Below are 18185 nucleotides of genomic sequence, written 5' to 3'. Positions count from 1 at the left end.
TATGTCACATAAGAAGAAGCCTAAGCAGAGCCCGAAGAAGAAGGTAATTCCGCCCAAGCCCGAACAGATAACGACGGTTGATGAGCTTATAGAACACTCCAATAAAACAGGGCACTCTTATGGTCTCTTTGACAACGAAGGCGGCTGGAATATATGGCAGAAGGGCGCCCATTTCTATGTGGCGTCCCTCAATAGAGATAAAGTAGGTCGCAGAAAGGTTTTCGACAGCGAGCAAGCCGCTGTCGACTACGTACGAAGTAAGTCGAAGGGCTGAATCCAATAAGCCCTTCCTTCCGCAACGGAGGTATCGACTATGTCACATAAGAAGAAGCCGAAGCAGAGCCCGAAGAAGAAGGTAATTCCGCCCAAGCCCGAACAGATAACGACGGTTGATGAGCTTATCAAACACTCCAATAAAACAGGACGCGATTACGACATATTTGACGGCGAATGCGGCTGGCAGATATGGCAGAAGGGCGACCGCTTCTATGCGGCATTCCGCGAAAGAGGAAATGTCAGGAACAGAAAAAGCTTCACCAGTGAGCAAGCCGCTGTCGACTACGTACGAAGTAAGTCAAAGGGCTGAATCCAATAGCAAAACGAAAAGCACTCCCGAGGGAGTGCTTTTCGTTTTTCACTTTATTGAAGCGAGCTTGGTAAGAATGATGTTCGCCGCGTCGAATTTGCTCATCAGTTCGAGCTCCTCGTCGCCGTCGGGTGTTATCATCGTTATGATATTGGTATCCGTGCCGAAACCCGCGCCCGCCTTCTTTATGGAGTTCGCGCAAATCATATCGCAGTTCTTCTTGGTGAGCTTCTTCCGCGAATTCTCGATGACGTTCTCGGTCTCCATAGAGAATCCGCAGACCACCTGTCCCGCACGCTTGTGCTCGCCGATATATTTGAGGATATCTGTGGTGCGCTTCAGCTCAATGACCATGTCGCCGTCGGACTTCTTTATCTTGTTGTCCGCGACTGTCACGGGCGTGTAGTCCGCAACTGCCGCCGCCTTGACGATGATGTCGCTCTCTTCGAGGTGCTCCTTCACCGCGTTGAACATATCCTCCGCGGACTGCACCTTCACCACATTCACGAACATCGGCGGCTCAACGTCGGTATGTGCCGCGACTACCGTTACATCTGCTCCGCGCAGCATTGCCGCACGCGCTATCGCAAAGCCCATTTTGCCGCTCGAATGGTTGGTGATGAAGCGGACGGGGTCGATGCTCTCGCGGGTAGCTCCCGCTGTGACGAGCACGCGCTTGCCCGCTAAGTCCTTGTCAAATGCCGCCTCGCGCACGATGTACTCGAGGAGGGTCTCCTCGTCAGGAAGCTTGCCGTCGCCGATATCGCGGTTCGCGAGCATACCCTTGACGGGCTCAATTATCTCATAGCCGTGGCAGCGGAGCTTCTCGATGTTCTCCTGCACTATCGGGTTGTGGAACATATTGTGATTCATCGCGGGAGCAATGATCTTCTTGCAGGTACACGCCATAACGGTCGTGGTGAGCATATCATCGGCAATGCCGTTCGCTATCTTGCCTATCACGTTTGCGGTCGCGGGGGCTATCATCACGACATCCGCCTTCTTCGCGATAGAAACGTGCTCGACGCTGTACTCGAAATTTCGGTCGAATGTGTCGATGAGACACTTGTGTTGTGTCAGGGTCTCGAATGTCAGCGGGTGGACGAAGTTCTGCGTATTCTCGGTCATCGCGACGTGAACGTCCGCACCGAGCTTCGTCAGCATACGTGCGAGATTGCATATCTTATAGGCTGCAATGGAGCTTGAAACTCCGAGCAGAACTGTTTTTCCTGTTAGCATATCTATCTCTCCTTTTCAAGTGCCATTTTCAGCAGCGGCACCCACTCGTCCTCTGTCATTTTCTCGCCCGTGAGCTCAAAGCCGTGTCTCTTGTAGAAGGCTTGTCCGCGAGTGTTGTACTCAAGCACCCAAAGCCACCTCGCGCCGAGCTCATCTGTCGCATATTCAAGAAGCTCCGCACCCACGCCCATACTCTGGAACTGCGGGTCGATATGGAGCTTGTTGAGCTCGTCGCCGATGACGGATATGAAGCCCTTGACTACGCCGTCGTCGTAGACATGGAAACATCCGAGGTCAGCCGCAAACTCCCGCACAGTGTCGAGGACATTGAGCTCACCGAAGTAGAACGGGTCATTTTTGAAGAACGGGTAGAAATTAATGCGGTAGTTGAAGACGAAGATCTCGGCGATACGCGAGAGGTCACGCTCCTCCGCAGGACGGATGTTCCCCATAGCAGCCTCCTTGAAGTTTGATATATCCATTATAACATAACAGCTTTTAAATATCAAGTCAAATCCTTGCAGCACGGAGAGCCGCAAAAAAAGAGCACCTGCGGTGCTCTTTTTTCAATTATTTTGTTGTTTCGGGAAGCTTATCTATCACTTTCGCATCAAGACGCTGTATAGCAAGTGCATCCTTGGCTGTCACGCCGTCGCCGACGTCGCAGCAATCCGCATTCGCCTTGCCCACGGGCTTCAAGCCGTACTTGTCTTCGTTTGCGATAGACTGGAGTATAGCTACCGCGTCTGCAACGGAGACCTTCTGGTCGAGGTTAGCGTCACCGATGAGGGTAGCCTTTACAGCCTCAGCAGAAGTTGTGACAGTAGTTGTAGCATTGGTCACAGTAGTGGAAGTCGTTGAGGAAACGGGGACAACATCAGTGATAACACTGAGGTCGGTTATCTCGCAGGGCTGGTCGATGCCCTTTTCAGCCGCAGCGTCCCACACATTCGACCACCATATCTGGAACTCGCCCGTGGTCATGCTGTCGGGTACTTCATCGAGCTTGATGGAGCCGATGAGCTCGCCGTCTGCGGAAGCGTCGCCCTTCCATTCGATGTTGGTCCAGTCGTCGGCTGATGTGCCGAATCCGAAAGCGCCGCCGAGAGAAGCCTTAGGAGCGCCCTTTATCGTGTACTCGAGAGTGCAGCCTTCCTTGCTGCCCTCGGGGAGCTCGACCTTCTGCTTCATGACCTTGAAAGTAAAAGCGTCGGAAGTGGTAGTAGTAGTCGCAGCAGTAGTACTGACTGTAGTTGTCGTAGCCTTTGTGGCTCTGGTCGTTGACGGGTCGGGATCGGTACCGTTCTTGTAGAGGTCCTCGGGGAGCTCGTCGAGAGTTATGCAGTAGTCGCTCTGATACATTTCGATAGTATCTTCCTTGGTGTTGAAGATAGGGTCAGAAAGGAAGTTTGTCTTTCCGCCGCCGTCGTACCATGTGCAGAAGTAGAGCCAGCCTGCCTTGTCCTCGGTGAGGTTGCCGACTGTCGAGAAGCTGTCATTCTCAGCCATTGATACCATTTTCTTGCTGTCGTACTTCTCCATGATGCTGTAGAAAGTCGAGGAGTACGAGCCGTCATCGTGTACATATGAAGCCTGCCAGTTGTTCTCGGCGAGGTACTTTACACAGCTGTACTTGTCGTATCCGATGATATCAACGTAGTCGTCGCCGGGGTACCAGTTGGCAGAGGTGTCGAAGTTGTAGCTGTTCCACTCCCAGATAAGGTTGTGGCAGTCGAAGTCCTCGGTCAGGGTCGTGTAGGTATACTTCCACAGCTCCTTGTACACGGCAGAGCCTTCCTTGCCCCACCAGAACCACGAACCTGTCTCTCCGCCGCCGCCTTCGGCTTCGTGGAGGGGGCGCCATATCACGGGAACTCCCTCAGCCTCGAGCTTCTTGAACTCAGCCGCAAGAGTCTCCAGTGACTGACGGTAGTAGTCGTATTCCTTCGTTCCCTTGGTGTAAGCCTTCTTGGGCGAGAAATCGTTATCCTTGGCGCTGTACGAAGTCTGAGCCCAGTCTATACGGTCGCCGATGGTGTAGCTTTCCATCTTGTTCGGCACGTTGATGTGGAAAGAAGCCGTAGCTATGCCGTTCTTTTCCTTTACCCAGTCGATGATGCGCTTTGTGGAGCCGTCGTCGCTGCCGTATGCGGGACAGCAGAAATTGCCGTAATCAAAGCCTCGGATAGCGGGATAGTGACCCGTTGTATCCTTGAGATACTCAAACTCGGTCTCAAGTCCGTGAGGACCGCCGCTGTATATCTCCTGCTGACCCGAGATTATGTTCTTTCCGTACACGCTGTTGAGGTAAGCCATAAGGCTCTGGGTCTCCTTGGTAGCGAGCGGGTCACACGGAGTGGTCTGCGAAGCCTTGATGTCGGGCAGAACAGTAGTGCCTACGGTGAAGTAGTCGAACATCGTCCAGCCCCACGAAGACTTGATCTTCAGCGTATTCTTGCCCGCATTGAGCTTGACTGCGGACTTGATAGGCTGGTAGGTATCGCCCTCGGGAATGGAGAGCGAGCCCTGTGAAGCGTCGTTGATGTAGAGGTCCTGCTGCTTGGAGCCGCCAACGCCGTGCGCGTAGATGACAAGGTCATACATACCTGCTGAGGCGACCTCGAATTCCATCTCGATGACGCCGTCGTCCTTCATGTAGAGGACACTTCCGCCGCTGGCAGCTGAGTCCGTTTCTGGAGCAGTCTTTCCTGTTACATCCGCATCCTCAAACTCGAACTTGGCATCATCGGCAGCGTCAGCGGTGAATCTGACAGCCGAGCCCGCGGCAGAGCCGTTGAGTGCAAGAGCCGCCGACATGGCAAGAGCGCTTGCTCTCTTCAAAAATACATTCTTCATCTTAATTATCCCTCCGAATCAGATTAACTTGTACTTTAATTATACTTCATTAAGGTTGGATAATCAATGCTTTTTGGAAAAATTTGCAAATTGGTCACAATCTTCGTATACTCAGACAACAAAAAAGCTGTACTTTTGGGTACAACTCACAAAGCACAGCTTAATTATCCACTTAAACAAATAATAGTTTAATCTTTATATCTGCGAGAACACCTCTCCGATGTTCTGACATATCAACAGGTCGGCACTGCTGTCGTACTGTGTGGGCGACTTGTTGATGATAACGAGCGAATTACCCCTGAAATAGCGGATAAGTCCCGCCGCGGGATACACGTTCAGCGACGTACCGCCGATTATGAGGGTATCACAGCTCGATATCGCGCTTATCGCACCGCTGACGGTCGCATCGTCGAGCCCTTCCTCGTACAGCACAACATCGGGCTTGATGATGCCCCCGCACTCGCACTTAGGCACGCCCTCGCCACCGAAGATGTACTCGGCGCCGTAGAACTTTCCGCATTTTGTGCAGTTGTTGCGGCGTATGCTCCCGTGCAGTTCGTATACACGCTTGCTGCCCGCCTCCTGATGAAGTCCGTCGATATTCTGCGTAACGACTGCTGTAAGCTTCCCCTGCTCCTCCAGCTCGGCAAGCTTGATATGGGCGGGATTCGGCTTAGCGTCAAGGGCGTTCATCTTCGCACGGTAGAAGCGGTAAAACTCCTCTGTCTTATGCATGAAAAAAGTGTGGCTGAGAATGGTCTCGGGCGGGTAGTCCCACTGCTGGCTGTAAAGCCCGTCCACGCTTCGGAAGTCGGGTATACCGCTCTCGGTCGAGACTCCCGCGCCGCCGAAGAATACGATGCTTTCCGAGCCGTCAACTATCTCTTTCAGTCTTTTTACCTCGTCCGTCATTTCCAGTCCCCCATTACCTTGACGTAGAATTTCCTGTTGCGCGGACCGTCAAATTCGCAGAAGTACACGCCCTGCCACGTACCGAGCAGCGGACGTCCCGCTGTTACGATGATAGTCTCGCTCGCGCCTACGACCGACGACTTTATATGCGCGTCGGAGTTGCCCTCCGCGTGGCGGAATGACTCAAAGTCGGGGAACACCTTGTCAAATCCCGCGATGAAATCGGTCTTGACGTCGGGGTCGGCATTCTCGTTAATGGTGATAGCCGCCGTCGTGTGCGGGCAGTACACCACGCATATACCCTCGTTGACGCCGCTCTCGGAGATAGCCTCCGTAACCTCGGCTGTAATGTCGACGAGCCCCTCCTTCGGGGTGCTGAGCTGAAAATTGAATAGCATAAGTTTTCCTCCTTAGATATTTTCTCAATTTATCCGTGTTATTTCCTCTTCTGTTTTTTCAGGTAACTCTCCGCTTTATTCAGGAAATCGAGCTTTTTCTGATATGCTTTCTTTTTATGCTGCGCAAGCCAACCTCCTGTCAGCGCGCACCGTCCATCCACGCGTCATACGCCTCGCGCTCAACGTCCTCACGACTCATGCCGCGAAACTCTCCGACCGCACCAAGTGTCCTGCAATAAGCGGAGCAGCCCATATAGGTATCGCCCTGCACCACGAAGTCAGAGCATATCATCACCGTGCTGCCCGAGCTGTACACGAAATATCTTATCGAGTGCGAGCTGAACTTGCTCGACGTTCCGCTCGACATGACGCAGGAGCGCGGTACCGAAAAGTCGTAGTGGCTGTCTTTAGCTTTCGGAGATGCTGCCGCAGCAGACGCAGCCTTGCTCCTCTTTGCAGTATGTGCCGCTTCCTGCTTTATCTGATTTTGGTGCTGTTTTTTCTTGTGTGACATAGCGTACCCCCTATTTCTTCTTCGCAAAGTCCCTGCAAAAATAATTCAGCGTACACTCGCCGCATTTCGGACTTCTCGCGCGGCAGATGTCACGCCCGAACAGCACCGTCTGATGACAGAATCGGTTCGACACGTCGGGAGGCAGCAGCTTGCGCAGGTCAGCCTCGACCTTTGCAGGTTCGGTATTCTTCGTGAGCCCGAGCCTGCCTGTGATGCGTATGCAGTGGGTATCGGTCACGACTGCGGGCTTGCCGTAGACGTCGCCGAGAATGAGGTTTGCGGTCTTGCGTCCGACTCCCGACAGCGAGAGGAGCTCCTCCATCGTATCGGGGACAACTCCGCCGAAGGTGCTGATGAGCGCCTGTGACATCTCGATGATGCTTTTCGCCTTTGTGCGGTAGAAACCGCAGGGCTTGACGTCCTGTTCAAGCTCCGCAAGGTCAGCCTCCGCGAATGCTTCAAGTGTCGGGTACTTCGCGAACAGGTCTTTCGTCACGATGTTGACACGCGCGTCGGTACACTGAGCCGCAAGCCTTGTCGCAATGAGCAGCTCATAGGGCTTGCCGTACTCAAGCGAGCACTCCGCATCGGGGTACAGCTTTTCAAGCTCCGCGACCGCGAGTGCCGCTATCTCCTTTTTAGTCACTTTACCTCCTCAGAAAGTGTTTCTTTCTTCGCGAGCATAGCGTCATAGACCTTATACATTTTCTGCACGGTGTTCTCAAGGAAGTAGTAGTGCTTTATGTAAAACGCGATGAGCACTATCATTATCGCGACGAGCACGAGTACAGCGAGATTCTGCGTAAACAACATAGTGCATACCAGTATCGTTAGTATCAGTGCAAACATCATCGTCACAAGGAAGTGGACGATGCGCTCGTGCTGCATGAAAGCTATCTTGTCCTTATGCTCGTCGAAGAGCTTCTGCCACTCCGAGAGCGAGGAGCACTTACCGAGCCGCTCCTCGGCGGACTTCATATAAGCGGTGAGATATTCAGTCATATTGCCCATCTCCAATCGGTTTTACTGTACTTAAATTATACAACATTACGCATTGAATGTCAAGCCAAACGTACCGCCCACGCACAAAACAGCATCATAAAAAAACCTCCCCCGATCGCTCGGGGGAGGGAGAATATCGCTTCATATCAGCGAGCTATTCAATTATTCCTCGTCCTCTCTCTTTCTGCGTACTGCGAAAGCTACACCTGCTGCTGTGATTATCACTGCGAGCGGGATGCCTGCGCCTGCAACACCAGTCTTAGGATTGGAGGTCTTAGAGCCCGTGGTCGTAGCTGTTGTAGTGGACGTTGCGGTAGTTGTTGTAGTTGTAGTTGTAGTCGATGTCGTTGTTATGGAGGTAGTAGTAACGACCATATCGTCTATCATCGTTATTGTTGTACCCTCAACGCCGACCTCGCCTGTTACCTTGCCGTTCTCAATTGTGAACGTGATGTCGGTAGCCACAACGTAGCCGCTCGGAGCTGCATCCTCATGGAGAGTATATGTACCGTCGGGAAGTCCCTTAACGAGTGTTGCGGTAGTACCCGATGTCCATGTGAGCTCTGTGCCGTTCTCGGTAGATACAAGCTTAGCGCCTGTGCCGAGCTCGACCTTCTCGATGTCGAATACCACGTCTTCGCCTCTGCTGTCCTTACCTGTGATAGTGAGCTGAGCGCCCTCTATCTCGTCGCCGACAGTATTCTTCTTGCTTATCGCGATATCCGTAACGACCATCTCGTCGATCATTGTAACAGTGCTGCTTGTAACTTCAGTGCCTGTTACGACGCCGTCCTCAATGGTGAATGTGATAGCTGTTGTTACCAGATAGCCATTAGGAGCTGCTTCCTCGGTGAGAGTATAAGTACCGTCGTTCAGACCCTTGATGAGCGTATCTGTTGTACCTGAGATGAATGTGATCTCCTTGCCGTTCTCGGTGGTTACAAGCTTAGCGCCTGTGCCGAGCTCGACATCCTCGATGTCAAAGATGACCTCTCTGCCTGTGAAGTCTGTACCTGTGAGTGTAAGTGTTGCTCCGGGGAGCTCCTCGTCGAATACATTCTTCTTGCTGATGTTTACAGAAGTCTCCTTCATGTCATCGATCATTGTAACGGTGTTGCCTGTTACGTTGGTCTCGCCTGTAACAACGCCGTCCTCGATAGTGAACTCAATGTCTGTCGTTACCACATATCCGCTCGGAGCAGCCTCTTCCTCGAGTACATATGTACCGCTCGGGAGGTTCTTGACGAGAGATGATGTTGTACCGGAAGTCCATGTGAGCTCAGTGCCGTTCTCGGTAGTTATGAGCTTAGCGCCTGTGCCGGGAACGAACTCTGTGATGTCGAATACGATCGCATTGCCCTTGGAATCCTTACCTGTGAGGGTAAGTGTAGCGCCGGGGATCTCTTCGCTGAACACGTTCTTCTTGCTTATTGCAACTTCGCCCTTCTTAGTATCTGTCATTACAACAGTACCGTCGCTGAGCGTGTCGCCGTAAACGATAGCGTCTTCGATCTCGAATCTGATATCCGTTGTTACCTCATATCCGTCGGGGGCTGCTTCCTCGTGGAGTATGTATTTGCCGTCCACAAGGTTCTTGAAGTTTGTGGGTGCTGTACCTGACTTGAACTTGATCTCAGTGCCGTTTGTCTCGGAAATGAGCTCTGCGCCCTCGCCAAGCTCAACATTCTCGAGGTCGAATACGATATCGTTGCCGTCCGCATCCTTACCTGTGAGAGTGAGCGTTGCGCCCGCTACTTCTGTGCCGTGTGTATCTCTCTTGCTGATGAGCACGTTTGTTACCAGAGTTACTGTCTGGATAGCAGTGCCGCCCTGAACAGAGGATACCACTGTAGTAGTTGTGCCTGTTGCTGTACCGGGAAGCTGTGTTGTCTGCTTCGAGGTAGTGGTTGTTTCTTCAGTCGATGTGGTGGTTGTCGTTGTAGTTGTGGTAGTTGATGTGGAAGTAGTGGTCTCTCTTTCGTCGACCATATTTACCTCTTCAACAGCCTTGCCGTCTACTGTGACCTTGCCGTCCTCGACTACGAATGTGATGTCGCTTGCTACGAGATAGCCATTGGGAGCTGCTTCCTCATGGAGGGTATAAGTACCGTCCTCAGCGAATACGATAGTTGCCTTCGTACCGCTTATCCATACGAGTGCTGTACCTGCGGCATTCTCGAGGATTCCGCCATCGCCTACCTGAATAGAATCCGCTGTGAACTCTATAGCAGTAGTGCCGTCAGACTTGACGCCTGTGAGCTTGAGGGTCGCGCCTTCGACCTCTGCGCCGCCGACGTCTACCTTGTTGATGCTTACATTATAAAGCGGGATAGTCGTCGTAGTGGTGGTCTCGGGCTGGGTCGTGGTTGTCGTAGTAGTTGTTGTTATCGTAGTAGTTGTTGTGGTTGTGGTTGTGGGCTGTGTTGTAGTTGTTGTAGTTGTTGTTGTAGTTGTAGTAGTTGTTGTAGTTGTAGTTGTTGTGGTGGTCGTTGTGGTTGTGGTGGTTGTCGTGGTTGTTGTTGTAGTTGTCGTGGTTGTTGTGGTGGTTGTCGTGGTTGTTGTTGTAGTTGTCGTGGTTGTTGTTGTAGTGGTTGATGTTGTTGTCGACGTAGATGTGGATGTGGATGTCGATGTCGACGTAGATGTTGTAGGAGCCGTTGTCACAGGCTTGGGTGCATCAAGAACCTCTATCTTGTTTGTTCCGTCAGCAGATATCGAGGACTCGCCTGTTGTAACTGCTGTAGGAGTTCCCTTGATGAGACCGTTCTCAACTTCAAATGTGAACGTACTCTCTACCTTTTCGTAGCCCTCGGGAGATACGACCTCTTCAAGAGTGTACTCGCCGTCGGGGAGGTTTGTTATCTTCTTGGAGCTGTCGCCCGATGTCCATGTTATGGACTTCTTATCGGTCGAGAGGTCCTTGTCGCCTGTCTGTGACAGGTCTGTTGTCGAGCCGTTGGGCTTTACGAGAGTGAGGGTCATCTGAGCGCCCTTGAGCTCTTCGCTGCCGCCAACAGCCTTCTTGCTTATCTCGATGACAGAGTTGTCAAGCATCTCGGTCTTGCCTGTTACCTTGCCGTTCTCGTCTATCGAGAATGTTATCTTCTCATTGCTCTTCTCATAGCCTGCGGGAGCTGTATTCTCTTCGAGAGTGTAATCACCTGCGGGGAGCTTGGAGAGTATCGACTCTGTCTCGCCCGATGTGAACTTGAATGTCTTCTCGTCCTGAGAGATGAGCTTACCGCCGCCTGTAAGAGTTACATTGAGGAGGTTATCGCCTGTGTTGAGAGGCTTTACAAGAGTGATGGTGAGCTCTGCGCCCTTCAGCTCGGCACCGTTTGCGGCAGCCTTCTTGCTGAACGGAACAGTGATAGCGTCATCTGTAAGAGTAACAGTTTCAAGTGCCTTTCCGTCGGCTGTCTTGATAGATGTTACCTTGCCGTCCTCAACTGTGAAGATTATATCTGTTGTTACCTTGAAACCGCTCGGAGCTGCTTCCTCGTGGAGGGTATATGTACCGTCCTCGGGATATACGAGCGTAGCGCTTGTACCGCTTATCCAAACGAGTGCATCGGACTCAGCGCTTACGAGCTTTGCGTCCTTGCCCACTACGATAGACTCCTTAGTGAATCCTACCGCGGTAGTACCGTCCTTCTTGACACCTGTGAGTGTAAGAACAGCACCTGCAAGCTCGGGAACACCGAGTGCAGACTTGCTTATCGGAACAGCGGGCTTTTCCTTGGGATTATCAGTTACCTGTATCTTGTTTGTGCCCTCTGCCTGGATAGTCGAACCGTTTGTCTGAGCGGGCTTGGAATCTGTGATAATGCCGCTTGTGATCGTGAACTCGAACTTGGTCTCAACCTTCTCGAATCCCTCGGGAGCAACTGTCTCTTCGAGAGTATACTTACCGTCGGGGAGGTTGGTTATCTTCTTGGAGTCCTTGCCCGATGTCCATGTTACCGACTTCTTGTCAGCCGAGAGGTCCTCGGGCTTGATGTCGGTCTTTGTCAGGTCTGTTACGGAGCCTGTAGCTTCAACGAGAGTGAGCGTCATCTCAGCGCCCTCGAGCTCGTCAGAGCCGCCGACTTCCTTCTTGCTTATCTCGACAACAGCATTGTCGAACATAGCAGTATCGCCTGAGACATTGCCTTCATCGTCGATAGTGAATGTTACGGATTCGTCCTTCTTCTCATAGCCTGCGGGAGCCTTATCCTCGGTGAGAGTATAAGTACCTGCGGGAAGCTTGGAGAGAACTGTCTCAACATCGCCCGATGTGAACGATATAGCCGACTTGTCCTCGCTTATCTCAAGCTCGACTTTCTTTCCGCCCTGTGCAGCAGTTACGCCGCTGAGGTCTGCGGGAGTTTCGCCGACAGACTTGACTGTGAGCTTAGCGCCCTTGAGCTCGGCACCGTTGGAAACAGCCTTCTTGCTGATAGAAGCAGTAATGACTTCATCATTAACTACGAGAGTGTTGTCAGTGATGCCTTCTGTCTTGATCTTACCGTCGTCGCCTATAGTGAAGGTTATCTTAGTGTCCTTGGTATAGCCGAGAGGAGCGGTATTCTCCTCAAGTGTATACTCACCTGCGGGAAGTCTTGAAATGATCGTCTCTGTTTCGCCTGATGTGAACTTGATAGTTGCAGCTGTCTTCTCAACAGCGGAAGCACCGCCGCTTACTGTAGCTGCGGAGAGATCCTCGCCCTCATTTGCAGGCTTTACAAGGGTGAATGTGAGCTCTGCGCCTGCAAGCTCAGCGCCGCCGTTTGTAGCGTCCTTCTTGCTTATCTTCGCAGAGATGACCTCATCCGAAAGGTCAACGGACTCAACGTCCTTTTCGCTTATCTGAGTCTTGCCGTCCTCGGTGATGACGAAGTCTACCTTTGTATCCTTCGTGTAGCCGAGAGGAGCGGTATTCTCAATGAGAGTGTATGAACCTGCGGGGAGCTTTGAAAGAACTGTTGACTGTTCACCCGATGTGAACGTTATTGCAGTCTTGTCATCGCTGAGCTTCAGTTCAACGTCCTTGACGCCCTGAACGCCCTTTACTCCGCCGAGCTTCTTGCCGTCATTCGACTGTACGGTGAGAGTAGCTCCTGCGAGCTCCTTGCCGCCGTTTGTGATATCCTTCTTGCTGATAGTCGCAGTGATGACGGAATCTGTCATATCAACGGAGGCAACAGCCTTTTCGTCAACAGTGACATTGCCCTTGTCATCGACCTTGAATGTGATATCCTGAGCCTTGGAATAGCCGAGAGGAGCAGTGTCCTCGTGGAGCGTATACTCGCCTGCGGGAAGCTGAGAAAGAACAGTCTTTTCAGTGCCCGATGTGAATGTTATCTGACCTGCAACGGACGTGTCGGGCGATACAGCTGTCTCGCCCTGCTTTGCAGTAACACCGCTGAGATCAACAGTGGAATCCTTAGCCTTGACTGTGAGCTTAGCTCCTGCGAGCTCCTTAGCCTCACCGCCGATTATCTCCTGCTTGCTGATAGTAGCCGTTATAGGCTTGTCGTTCATCTTGACAACGCCTGCAACGTCCTTCTCATCAACAGTGATCTTGCCGTTCTCGTCGATAACGAATTTAATCTCTGTAGCTTTAGTGTAGCCGAGAGGAGCAGTGTCCTCAATGAGAGTGTATGTGCCTGCGGGGAGCATCGAGAGGACTGTATCCTTCTCGCCCGATGTGAATGTGATCTTGCCTGCACTCTTGACGAGCTTGGCTGTGATATCGGTATCACCCTGCTTGGCAGTTACAGCTGTGAAATCTGCTGTAGTGTCTTCAGCCTGAATGGTGAGCTTAGCTCCGGGAAGCTCCTTTGCATCGTCGCCGAGGAGACCCGTCTTGCTGATAGTAGCTGTGATGATGTCGTCCTTGAGCTTGAGGTCAGTGCTGCCGACCACCTTGCCGTCCTCGACAACAAATGTGATGTCGGTAGTTACCTTATAGCCCTTGGGAGCTGCTGTCTCGTGGATAGTATATGTACCGTCCTCGGGAAGAACGATCTTCGCCTCGGAAGAACCGCTTATCCATACGAGAGTTTCGCTCTCATCAGAAGCTGTTACAAGTTTGCCGTCCGAGGGAACCGTAATGTTGCCCTTCGGGAACTTGACAGCCGTAACACCGTCCTTCTTGACACCTGAGAGCTCGATAGTCGCGCCCTTTATCTCCTTAGCACCCGAAGCGTCTGTCTTTGTTATTGAAACAGTAGGCTTTTCCTTGGGAGCATCGAGAACTACTATCCTGTTAGTTCCGTCTGCCGAGATAGAGGACTCACCTGTAGTTACCGCCGTAGGTGTACCCTTGATAAGTCCGTTCTCAATAGTGAATGTGAACGCTGACTCTACCTTGTTGTAGTCAGTGGGAGCACTTGTCTCTGTAAGAGTGTACTCACCGTCGGGAAGATTCTTTATCTTCTTGGAGGACGCGCCCGATGTCCAGCTGATGGACTTCTTGTCAGCAGAGAGACCTGTTTCGCTTGTTGCACCCGTCTGAGCAAGGTCTGTGCCTGCCTTCTTGGGAGTTGTAAGCGTAAGAGTCATCTCAGCTCCTGCGAGCTCGCCTGTAGCACCGAGTGCTTCCTTGCTTATCTCAACAAAGGAATCGTCGAGCATAACGATCTTGTTGTCTGTTGTATCTGCTATCTTACCGTCCTTGCCGATGGTAAATTTGATAGTCTCAGCCTTTTCATATCCATCGGGAGCCTTAGTCTCTGTGAGCTCATAATCTCCTGCGGGGAGCATTGAAAGCGTCGTGGGAGTGCTGCCTGATACGAATGAAATAGCTGTAGATTCCTTGGTGATGTCTGTTGCGCCGCCGCTGATCTTTACAGCGGAGAGGTCATAATCTGTCACCGCGGGTTTTAATAGTGTAAATGTAAGTTTTGCGCCTGCAAGCTCAGCGCTGTTGGCAGCAGCCTGCTTGCTGATAGTTGCTGTAATAACACTGTCGCTCAGAACGAGAGACTTATCATCCTTGATCTTTCCGTCCTCGGTGATCTCGAAAGTGATATTGGTATCAGTTGTGTAACCGAGAGGAGCGGTGTCCTCGATAAGCGTGTACTTACCTGCGGGAAGTCCCGAAAGAACTGTCTCCTCAGTACCCGACTCGAACTTGACCTGTCCGGAAGTGTCCGTGTTGAGAGTTACGTCTTTCTCGCCCTGCTTGCCCGTTACGCCTGAGAGGTCCTTACCTTCATCAGACTTTACAATGAGGGTAGCGCCTGCGAGCTCAGTGCTGCCGCCGCCTGTGATATCCCTCTTGCTGATGTGGGCTGTGATAACAGTGGTGGTAGTTGTTTCAGTAGTAGTCGAAGATGTTGTCGATGATGTTGATGTGGTAGTTGCAGTAGAAGTCGAAGTAGAAGATGAAGATGAAGATGAAGAAGTAGATGATGTAGTTGATGTAGTAGATGTGGTAGAAGTTGTAGATGGAGTTGTAGAAGTTGTCACAGGTGAGGGAGTGAACTCATCATTTTCGAGATCCTGATAATTGAAGTGCCATTCAGAGCCCTTATTCTCATAGTAGCCGTCTGTGATCAGCCAACCGTGAGAGGTCTGGTCGGTCTTCATATAAGAATCTGCATTGGGATTGAGGAAGATACCGCCCGCAGTATCGAGCCTTGCATTCTTTACAGTATTGAGATTGTAAACAATGTGTCTGCAATACTGGTCGCCTGTCGTATCATCTGCCTTATATTCCTCATCGCCAACCTTAAGAACAGCAGCCTGGATCTCAATGATATCAGTAGCCTTATAGTCATCGTCGTAATTAAAAACAATTGTCTGTCCCTTATTGAGATTAATAATTACGTGACCTGACTTTGCAAGATAACTGCTGATATCATCTGCGTCAACGTAAATCTCAACATTCTCGGGCAGTGAGGTAGCATCAATGTATGCTTTCCCGTCCCGAATAGCAGGCTTAATATTAGCAGGATGATCCTTGAGTTCCTTGGAAACCTCCTTCATATGAGCGATGATAGGTTCAATGACCGTATTCGTCATTTCAGCAGGGTTTTCCTTCTTTACCTCTGCGCCGTCGTCATTGCCGGGTCTTTTCACCAGATCCTTGGGGCCGACACTCTTAGGTTCGGAAACATGGACGACAGGAGCCTTGGCAGGATCCCAAGATCCAAGTTCAAATATACCTTTGGGCGCACTGTTGCTAAACTCAACAGGCTCTACGATATTCGACTCGTCAACAGTAGTCTTTTCTCCGCCATTAAAATCAGCATAATTTGCAATGTAAATATGTCCAGCCGAAGGTCCCGAGAGATTAGGCTGCATAACATTGGATGTCTGATAATAATTTGCAGCAAAATTTGTCTGTGCGTGACCATTCTGGAAATATCTGTCTGCTGTGATACCAAAATTCACGCCATTGCCAAGAATAGACTTAAAAGTATACTCATCATCAAAAGTCGACTTTTTAAAGTTAAGCGTCGCTGTATAGCTGGCAGTCTTCTGACCAGCTTCGTCGGTGGATACATTCTTAGTATCAAAGCTTGTATCAGCACTAACGAAATTATAACCTTCGATAGGATCGCCGATCTCTACCTCAGCCGCCTCACCATTTTTAATATTGTTGATCTTTGTATCATCTTTTCCCGCATAGATCTTTGCCGTTACAGACTGCTCGCCGCCTGAGAAGCGCGAAGGAATACCGTTATCGTACTTCCAGTTTGTCTCGTCCTTCGTCTGTATCGGAATGACATACTCATTGCTGCTTCCGTCAAGCTCAAGCTTACTGAAGTAATATGTATGGTCACCGCTCTGATGCAGGGTATCCAGAAGAATATAATAATTCTTTGCAGCCGATATTGATGCATTATCGTCAAATACCAGCTTAAGATCGTAGGCCACATGCTCCTTCTTTGCTGTGATAGTAGTAACATTGCCTACAGTATTATTGCTTACGAATATATAAGGAGCAATAACTTCCGACGTTGCCAGAGTGGGGTCAGAGAAGCCGGCATATTTTTCAATAGTCTTCTCCTTGGTCAACGTGTGATAAACACGGATCTTCTCGTCTCCGGTATCAATGGTATACTTTGTCGGATCATAGGCGATAGTGTTACCTGTTTCTACGCCTGACTCGTCGATCTCCTTGAATTCGTACAGATGCACCGTCGATGATGCGTTTTCTTCGGGGTTGATCTCGTTGCTCGAATAACCAACGACCTTGCCGTCGCCATCCTTGAGTTTGGCGAGAACATAGTATTTTGCAGATTCGTCGGTCTCCACTTTTTTAAGGGTAGTTCCGTCAAAGTCATAATAATTGACATCGACCCTGTGACCGCCCTCCGCCTTGATCTCAACGCAGTAATCTGCGGGATATGCTGAAATATTCGTGATTTTATTATTTGACGAAAGAGGCATACCGTTAATGTTATCGACTTCATCATACTTGCTTGTGTTGCCAATATCTGCTTTGGTAAGCTCCTCCGTTCCCTTGTTTTTTACAACCGTGAAATCAAGCGTTGCAATGTCGGGAGCGTATTTTGTTTCAGGTCCTCCCGGGTACGCAGGGGGGTCAGTGTGAATCGGCAGGAAGTCGGTTGCGAGGCTCTGCTTGAATTCATCAGCGTTATTAAGATTTATTTCATAAATCGCACTGAATTCACGCGAAGCGTCAGGATAATCAGTAAACGGATTCTCCGTTACATTTCCCCACCAATCCGACACCGAATACGTGTCCTTGGTCGTTGCGTGTACGATAAGGTAATACTCATTATCACCCGTAGATGCGGTGATATGATTTCCCTGAGTGTCCCTTATCTTTACCCTTGCAGAAACATCAGCAACATTGACAAGGGTAGACGTCATTCCAAACGGAACACTCATGTCATCGCCTGTCAGAGATGCCACAGGACCCGCAGCCTTAGCCGCAAGCTGTTTGCTCGCCATGTCGGTAATGCCATTAGGCATTGTGAGAGAAAGCGCTATCAAAGCGGAGGTAACGCCGCTTATCAAACGTTTGCCCAATGTTTTTCTCATGGTTTGATCCCATCCTTTCTATATCATATTTCTAAAAACGCGCATTGGTCAACCATATTTGTACATACGCGTTGACATGACATGCCCATTTTTAATAACTTCATTATAACATAATGTAAACCGAATTTCAAGTATCCTTGAAATAATACATTCAAGAAATTCCAATTCAAAAATTGTTTACATTGCACAAAGAGTTCACACGACCCTCTAAGCTACATTTTGACGGTATTTTTCGCACTTTCGACCATTCTTGGTTATCAGAGTAAATATATTTAATCGTCTTGTATTGTTATATCGCCTATATATGCGGATTATTTGACTTACATATGATTTTTTTATATCGCCTGTTAAATAATTCTCAAAGCCATTCGGAGTATTCCGCGATTTTTCATTATATTCACATGACTGAAGTTGTACGCATCCCTCAAGTTGTACAGACAATCCAAAAGCGTTACACACAATTTGCGGCTTGTCCGTCATCCAAGTGCCATTTTTGAGCGTCCGGAACTAATTGTACATTTTGCTGTATACAAATATTCCTTTTTGGAACCCGAAATATTACAACTTCATGTCATATATCACAAATCAGCATATAAAATCGCTCTGTAATTAATGCATAATGCCAAGTAACTTCTGCCGCGAGCTCACCCCTGTGATAGTCTGGCACCACATTGTA

11 protein-coding genes are annotated in these 18185 nt (G+C 50.2%); 2 read left to right on the top strand and 9 right to left on the bottom strand.

What is annotated here, in order from left to right:
• Position 1 precedes the first annotated feature (1 nt).
• On the top strand, positions 2 to 274 hold the full coding sequence (locus tag BMX22_RS11790) for a hypothetical protein (RefSeq protein WP_074742637.1): 273 nt from the start codon (positions 2 to 4) through the stop codon (positions 272 to 274).
• Positions 275 to 313: 39 nt separating this feature from the next.
• The gene (locus tag BMX22_RS11785) at positions 314 to 586 is read left to right on the top strand and encodes a hypothetical protein (protein ID WP_031560771.1); all 273 of its coding nucleotides are present in this window, start codon (positions 314 to 316) and stop codon (positions 584 to 586) included.
• 48 nt (positions 587 to 634) lie between these two features.
• Here the strand turns inward: BMX22_RS11785 and coaBC are convergent, their stop codons facing one another.
• From coaBC to BMX22_RS11740, 9 genes are all read right to left on the bottom strand, one after another.
• Positions 635 to 1825, bottom strand: coding sequence for a bifunctional phosphopantothenoylcysteine decarboxylase/phosphopantothenate--cysteine ligase CoaBC (coaBC, locus tag BMX22_RS11780; RefSeq protein WP_074742636.1), 1191 nt, complete (start codon positions 1823 to 1825; stop codon positions 635 to 637).
• A gap of 2 nt (positions 1826 to 1827) precedes the next feature.
• On the bottom strand, positions 1828 to 2277 hold the full coding sequence (locus BMX22_RS11775; RefSeq protein ID WP_074742635.1) for a GNAT family N-acetyltransferase: 450 nt from the start codon (positions 2275 to 2277) through the stop codon (positions 1828 to 1830).
• Positions 2278 to 2395: 118 nt separating this feature from the next.
• Positions 2396 to 4681: a glycosyl hydrolase gene (locus BMX22_RS11770; protein ID WP_074742634.1), complete on the bottom strand. Its 2286-nt coding sequence runs from the start codon at positions 4679 to 4681 to the stop codon at positions 2396 to 2398.
• Positions 4682 to 4876: 195 nt separating this feature from the next.
• Positions 4877 to 5593, bottom strand: a complete 717-nt coding sequence (locus tag BMX22_RS11765) for an NAD-dependent protein deacylase (RefSeq protein ID WP_074742633.1) — start codon at positions 5591 to 5593, stop codon at positions 4877 to 4879.
• On the bottom strand, positions 5590 to 5991 hold the full coding sequence (locus BMX22_RS11760) for a secondary thiamine-phosphate synthase enzyme YjbQ (protein ID WP_074742632.1): 402 nt from the start codon (positions 5989 to 5991) through the stop codon (positions 5590 to 5592). Before BMX22_RS11760 ends, BMX22_RS11765 begins: the two co-directional genes overlap by 4 nt.
• 139 nt (positions 5992 to 6130) lie before the next feature.
• A complete protein-coding gene (locus BMX22_RS11755) occupies positions 6131 to 6505 on the bottom strand; it encodes a hypothetical protein (RefSeq protein WP_074742631.1) in 375 nt (124 codons plus the stop codon).
• A 10-nt stretch (positions 6506 to 6515) separates the two neighbouring features.
• On the bottom strand, positions 6516 to 7151 hold the full coding sequence (gene nth / locus BMX22_RS11750; protein ID WP_074742630.1) for an endonuclease III: 636 nt from the start codon (positions 7149 to 7151) through the stop codon (positions 6516 to 6518).
• On the bottom strand, positions 7148 to 7507 hold the full coding sequence (locus BMX22_RS11745) for a hypothetical protein (RefSeq protein ID WP_074742629.1): 360 nt from the start codon (positions 7505 to 7507) through the stop codon (positions 7148 to 7150). Before BMX22_RS11745 ends, nth begins: the two co-directional genes overlap by 4 nt.
• A 162-nt stretch (positions 7508 to 7669) precedes the next feature.
• Positions 7670 to 17509, bottom strand: a complete 9840-nt coding sequence (locus tag BMX22_RS11740) for an MSCRAMM family protein (protein WP_074742628.1) — start codon at positions 17507 to 17509, stop codon at positions 7670 to 7672.
• Positions 17510 to 18185 lie beyond the last annotated feature (676 nt).

Origin of the sequence: Ruminococcus sp. YRD2003 (genome assembly GCA_900109435.1) — a bacterium.
GTDB classification, from domain to species: domain Bacteria; phylum Bacillota; class Clostridia; order Oscillospirales; family Ruminococcaceae; genus Ruminococcus; species Ruminococcus flavefaciens_G.
This window is presented reverse-complemented; position numbering and strand designations above follow the sequence as displayed.

Bases quoted from the DNA above. Each gene is read 5' to 3' on its own strand.
- BMX22_RS11790 (WP_074742637.1), top strand. From the start codon at position 2: ATGTCACATAAGAAGAAGCCTAAGCAGAGCCCGAAGAAGAAGGTAATT.
- BMX22_RS11785 (WP_031560771.1), top strand. From the start codon at position 314: ATGTCACATAAGAAGAAGCCGAAGCAGAGCCCGAAGAAGAAGGTAATT.
- coaBC (WP_074742636.1), bottom strand. From the start codon at position 1,825: ATGCTAACAGGAAAAACAGTTCTGCTCGGAGTTTCAAGCTCCATTGCA.
- BMX22_RS11775 (WP_074742635.1), bottom strand. From the start codon at position 2,277: ATGGGGAACATCCGTCCTGCGGAGGAGCGTGACCTCTCGCGTATCGCC.
- BMX22_RS11770 (WP_074742634.1), bottom strand. From the start codon at position 4,681: ATGAAGAATGTATTTTTGAAGAGAGCAAGCGCTCTTGCCATGTCGGCG.
- BMX22_RS11765 (WP_074742633.1), bottom strand. From the start codon at position 5,593: ATGACGGACGAGGTAAAAAGACTGAAAGAGATAGTTGACGGCTCGGAA.
- BMX22_RS11760 (WP_074742632.1), bottom strand. From the start codon at position 5,991: ATGCTATTCAATTTTCAGCTCAGCACCCCGAAGGAGGGGCTCGTCGAC.
- BMX22_RS11755 (WP_074742631.1), bottom strand. From the start codon at position 6,505: ATGTCACACAAGAAAAAACAGCACCAAAATCAGATAAAGCAGGAAGCG.
- BMX22_RS11745 (WP_074742629.1), bottom strand. From the start codon at position 7,507: ATGACTGAATATCTCACCGCTTATATGAAGTCCGCCGAGGAGCGGCTC.
- BMX22_RS11740 (WP_074742628.1), bottom strand. From the start codon at position 17,509: ATGAGAAAAACATTGGGCAAACGTTTGATAAGCGGCGTTACCTCCGCT.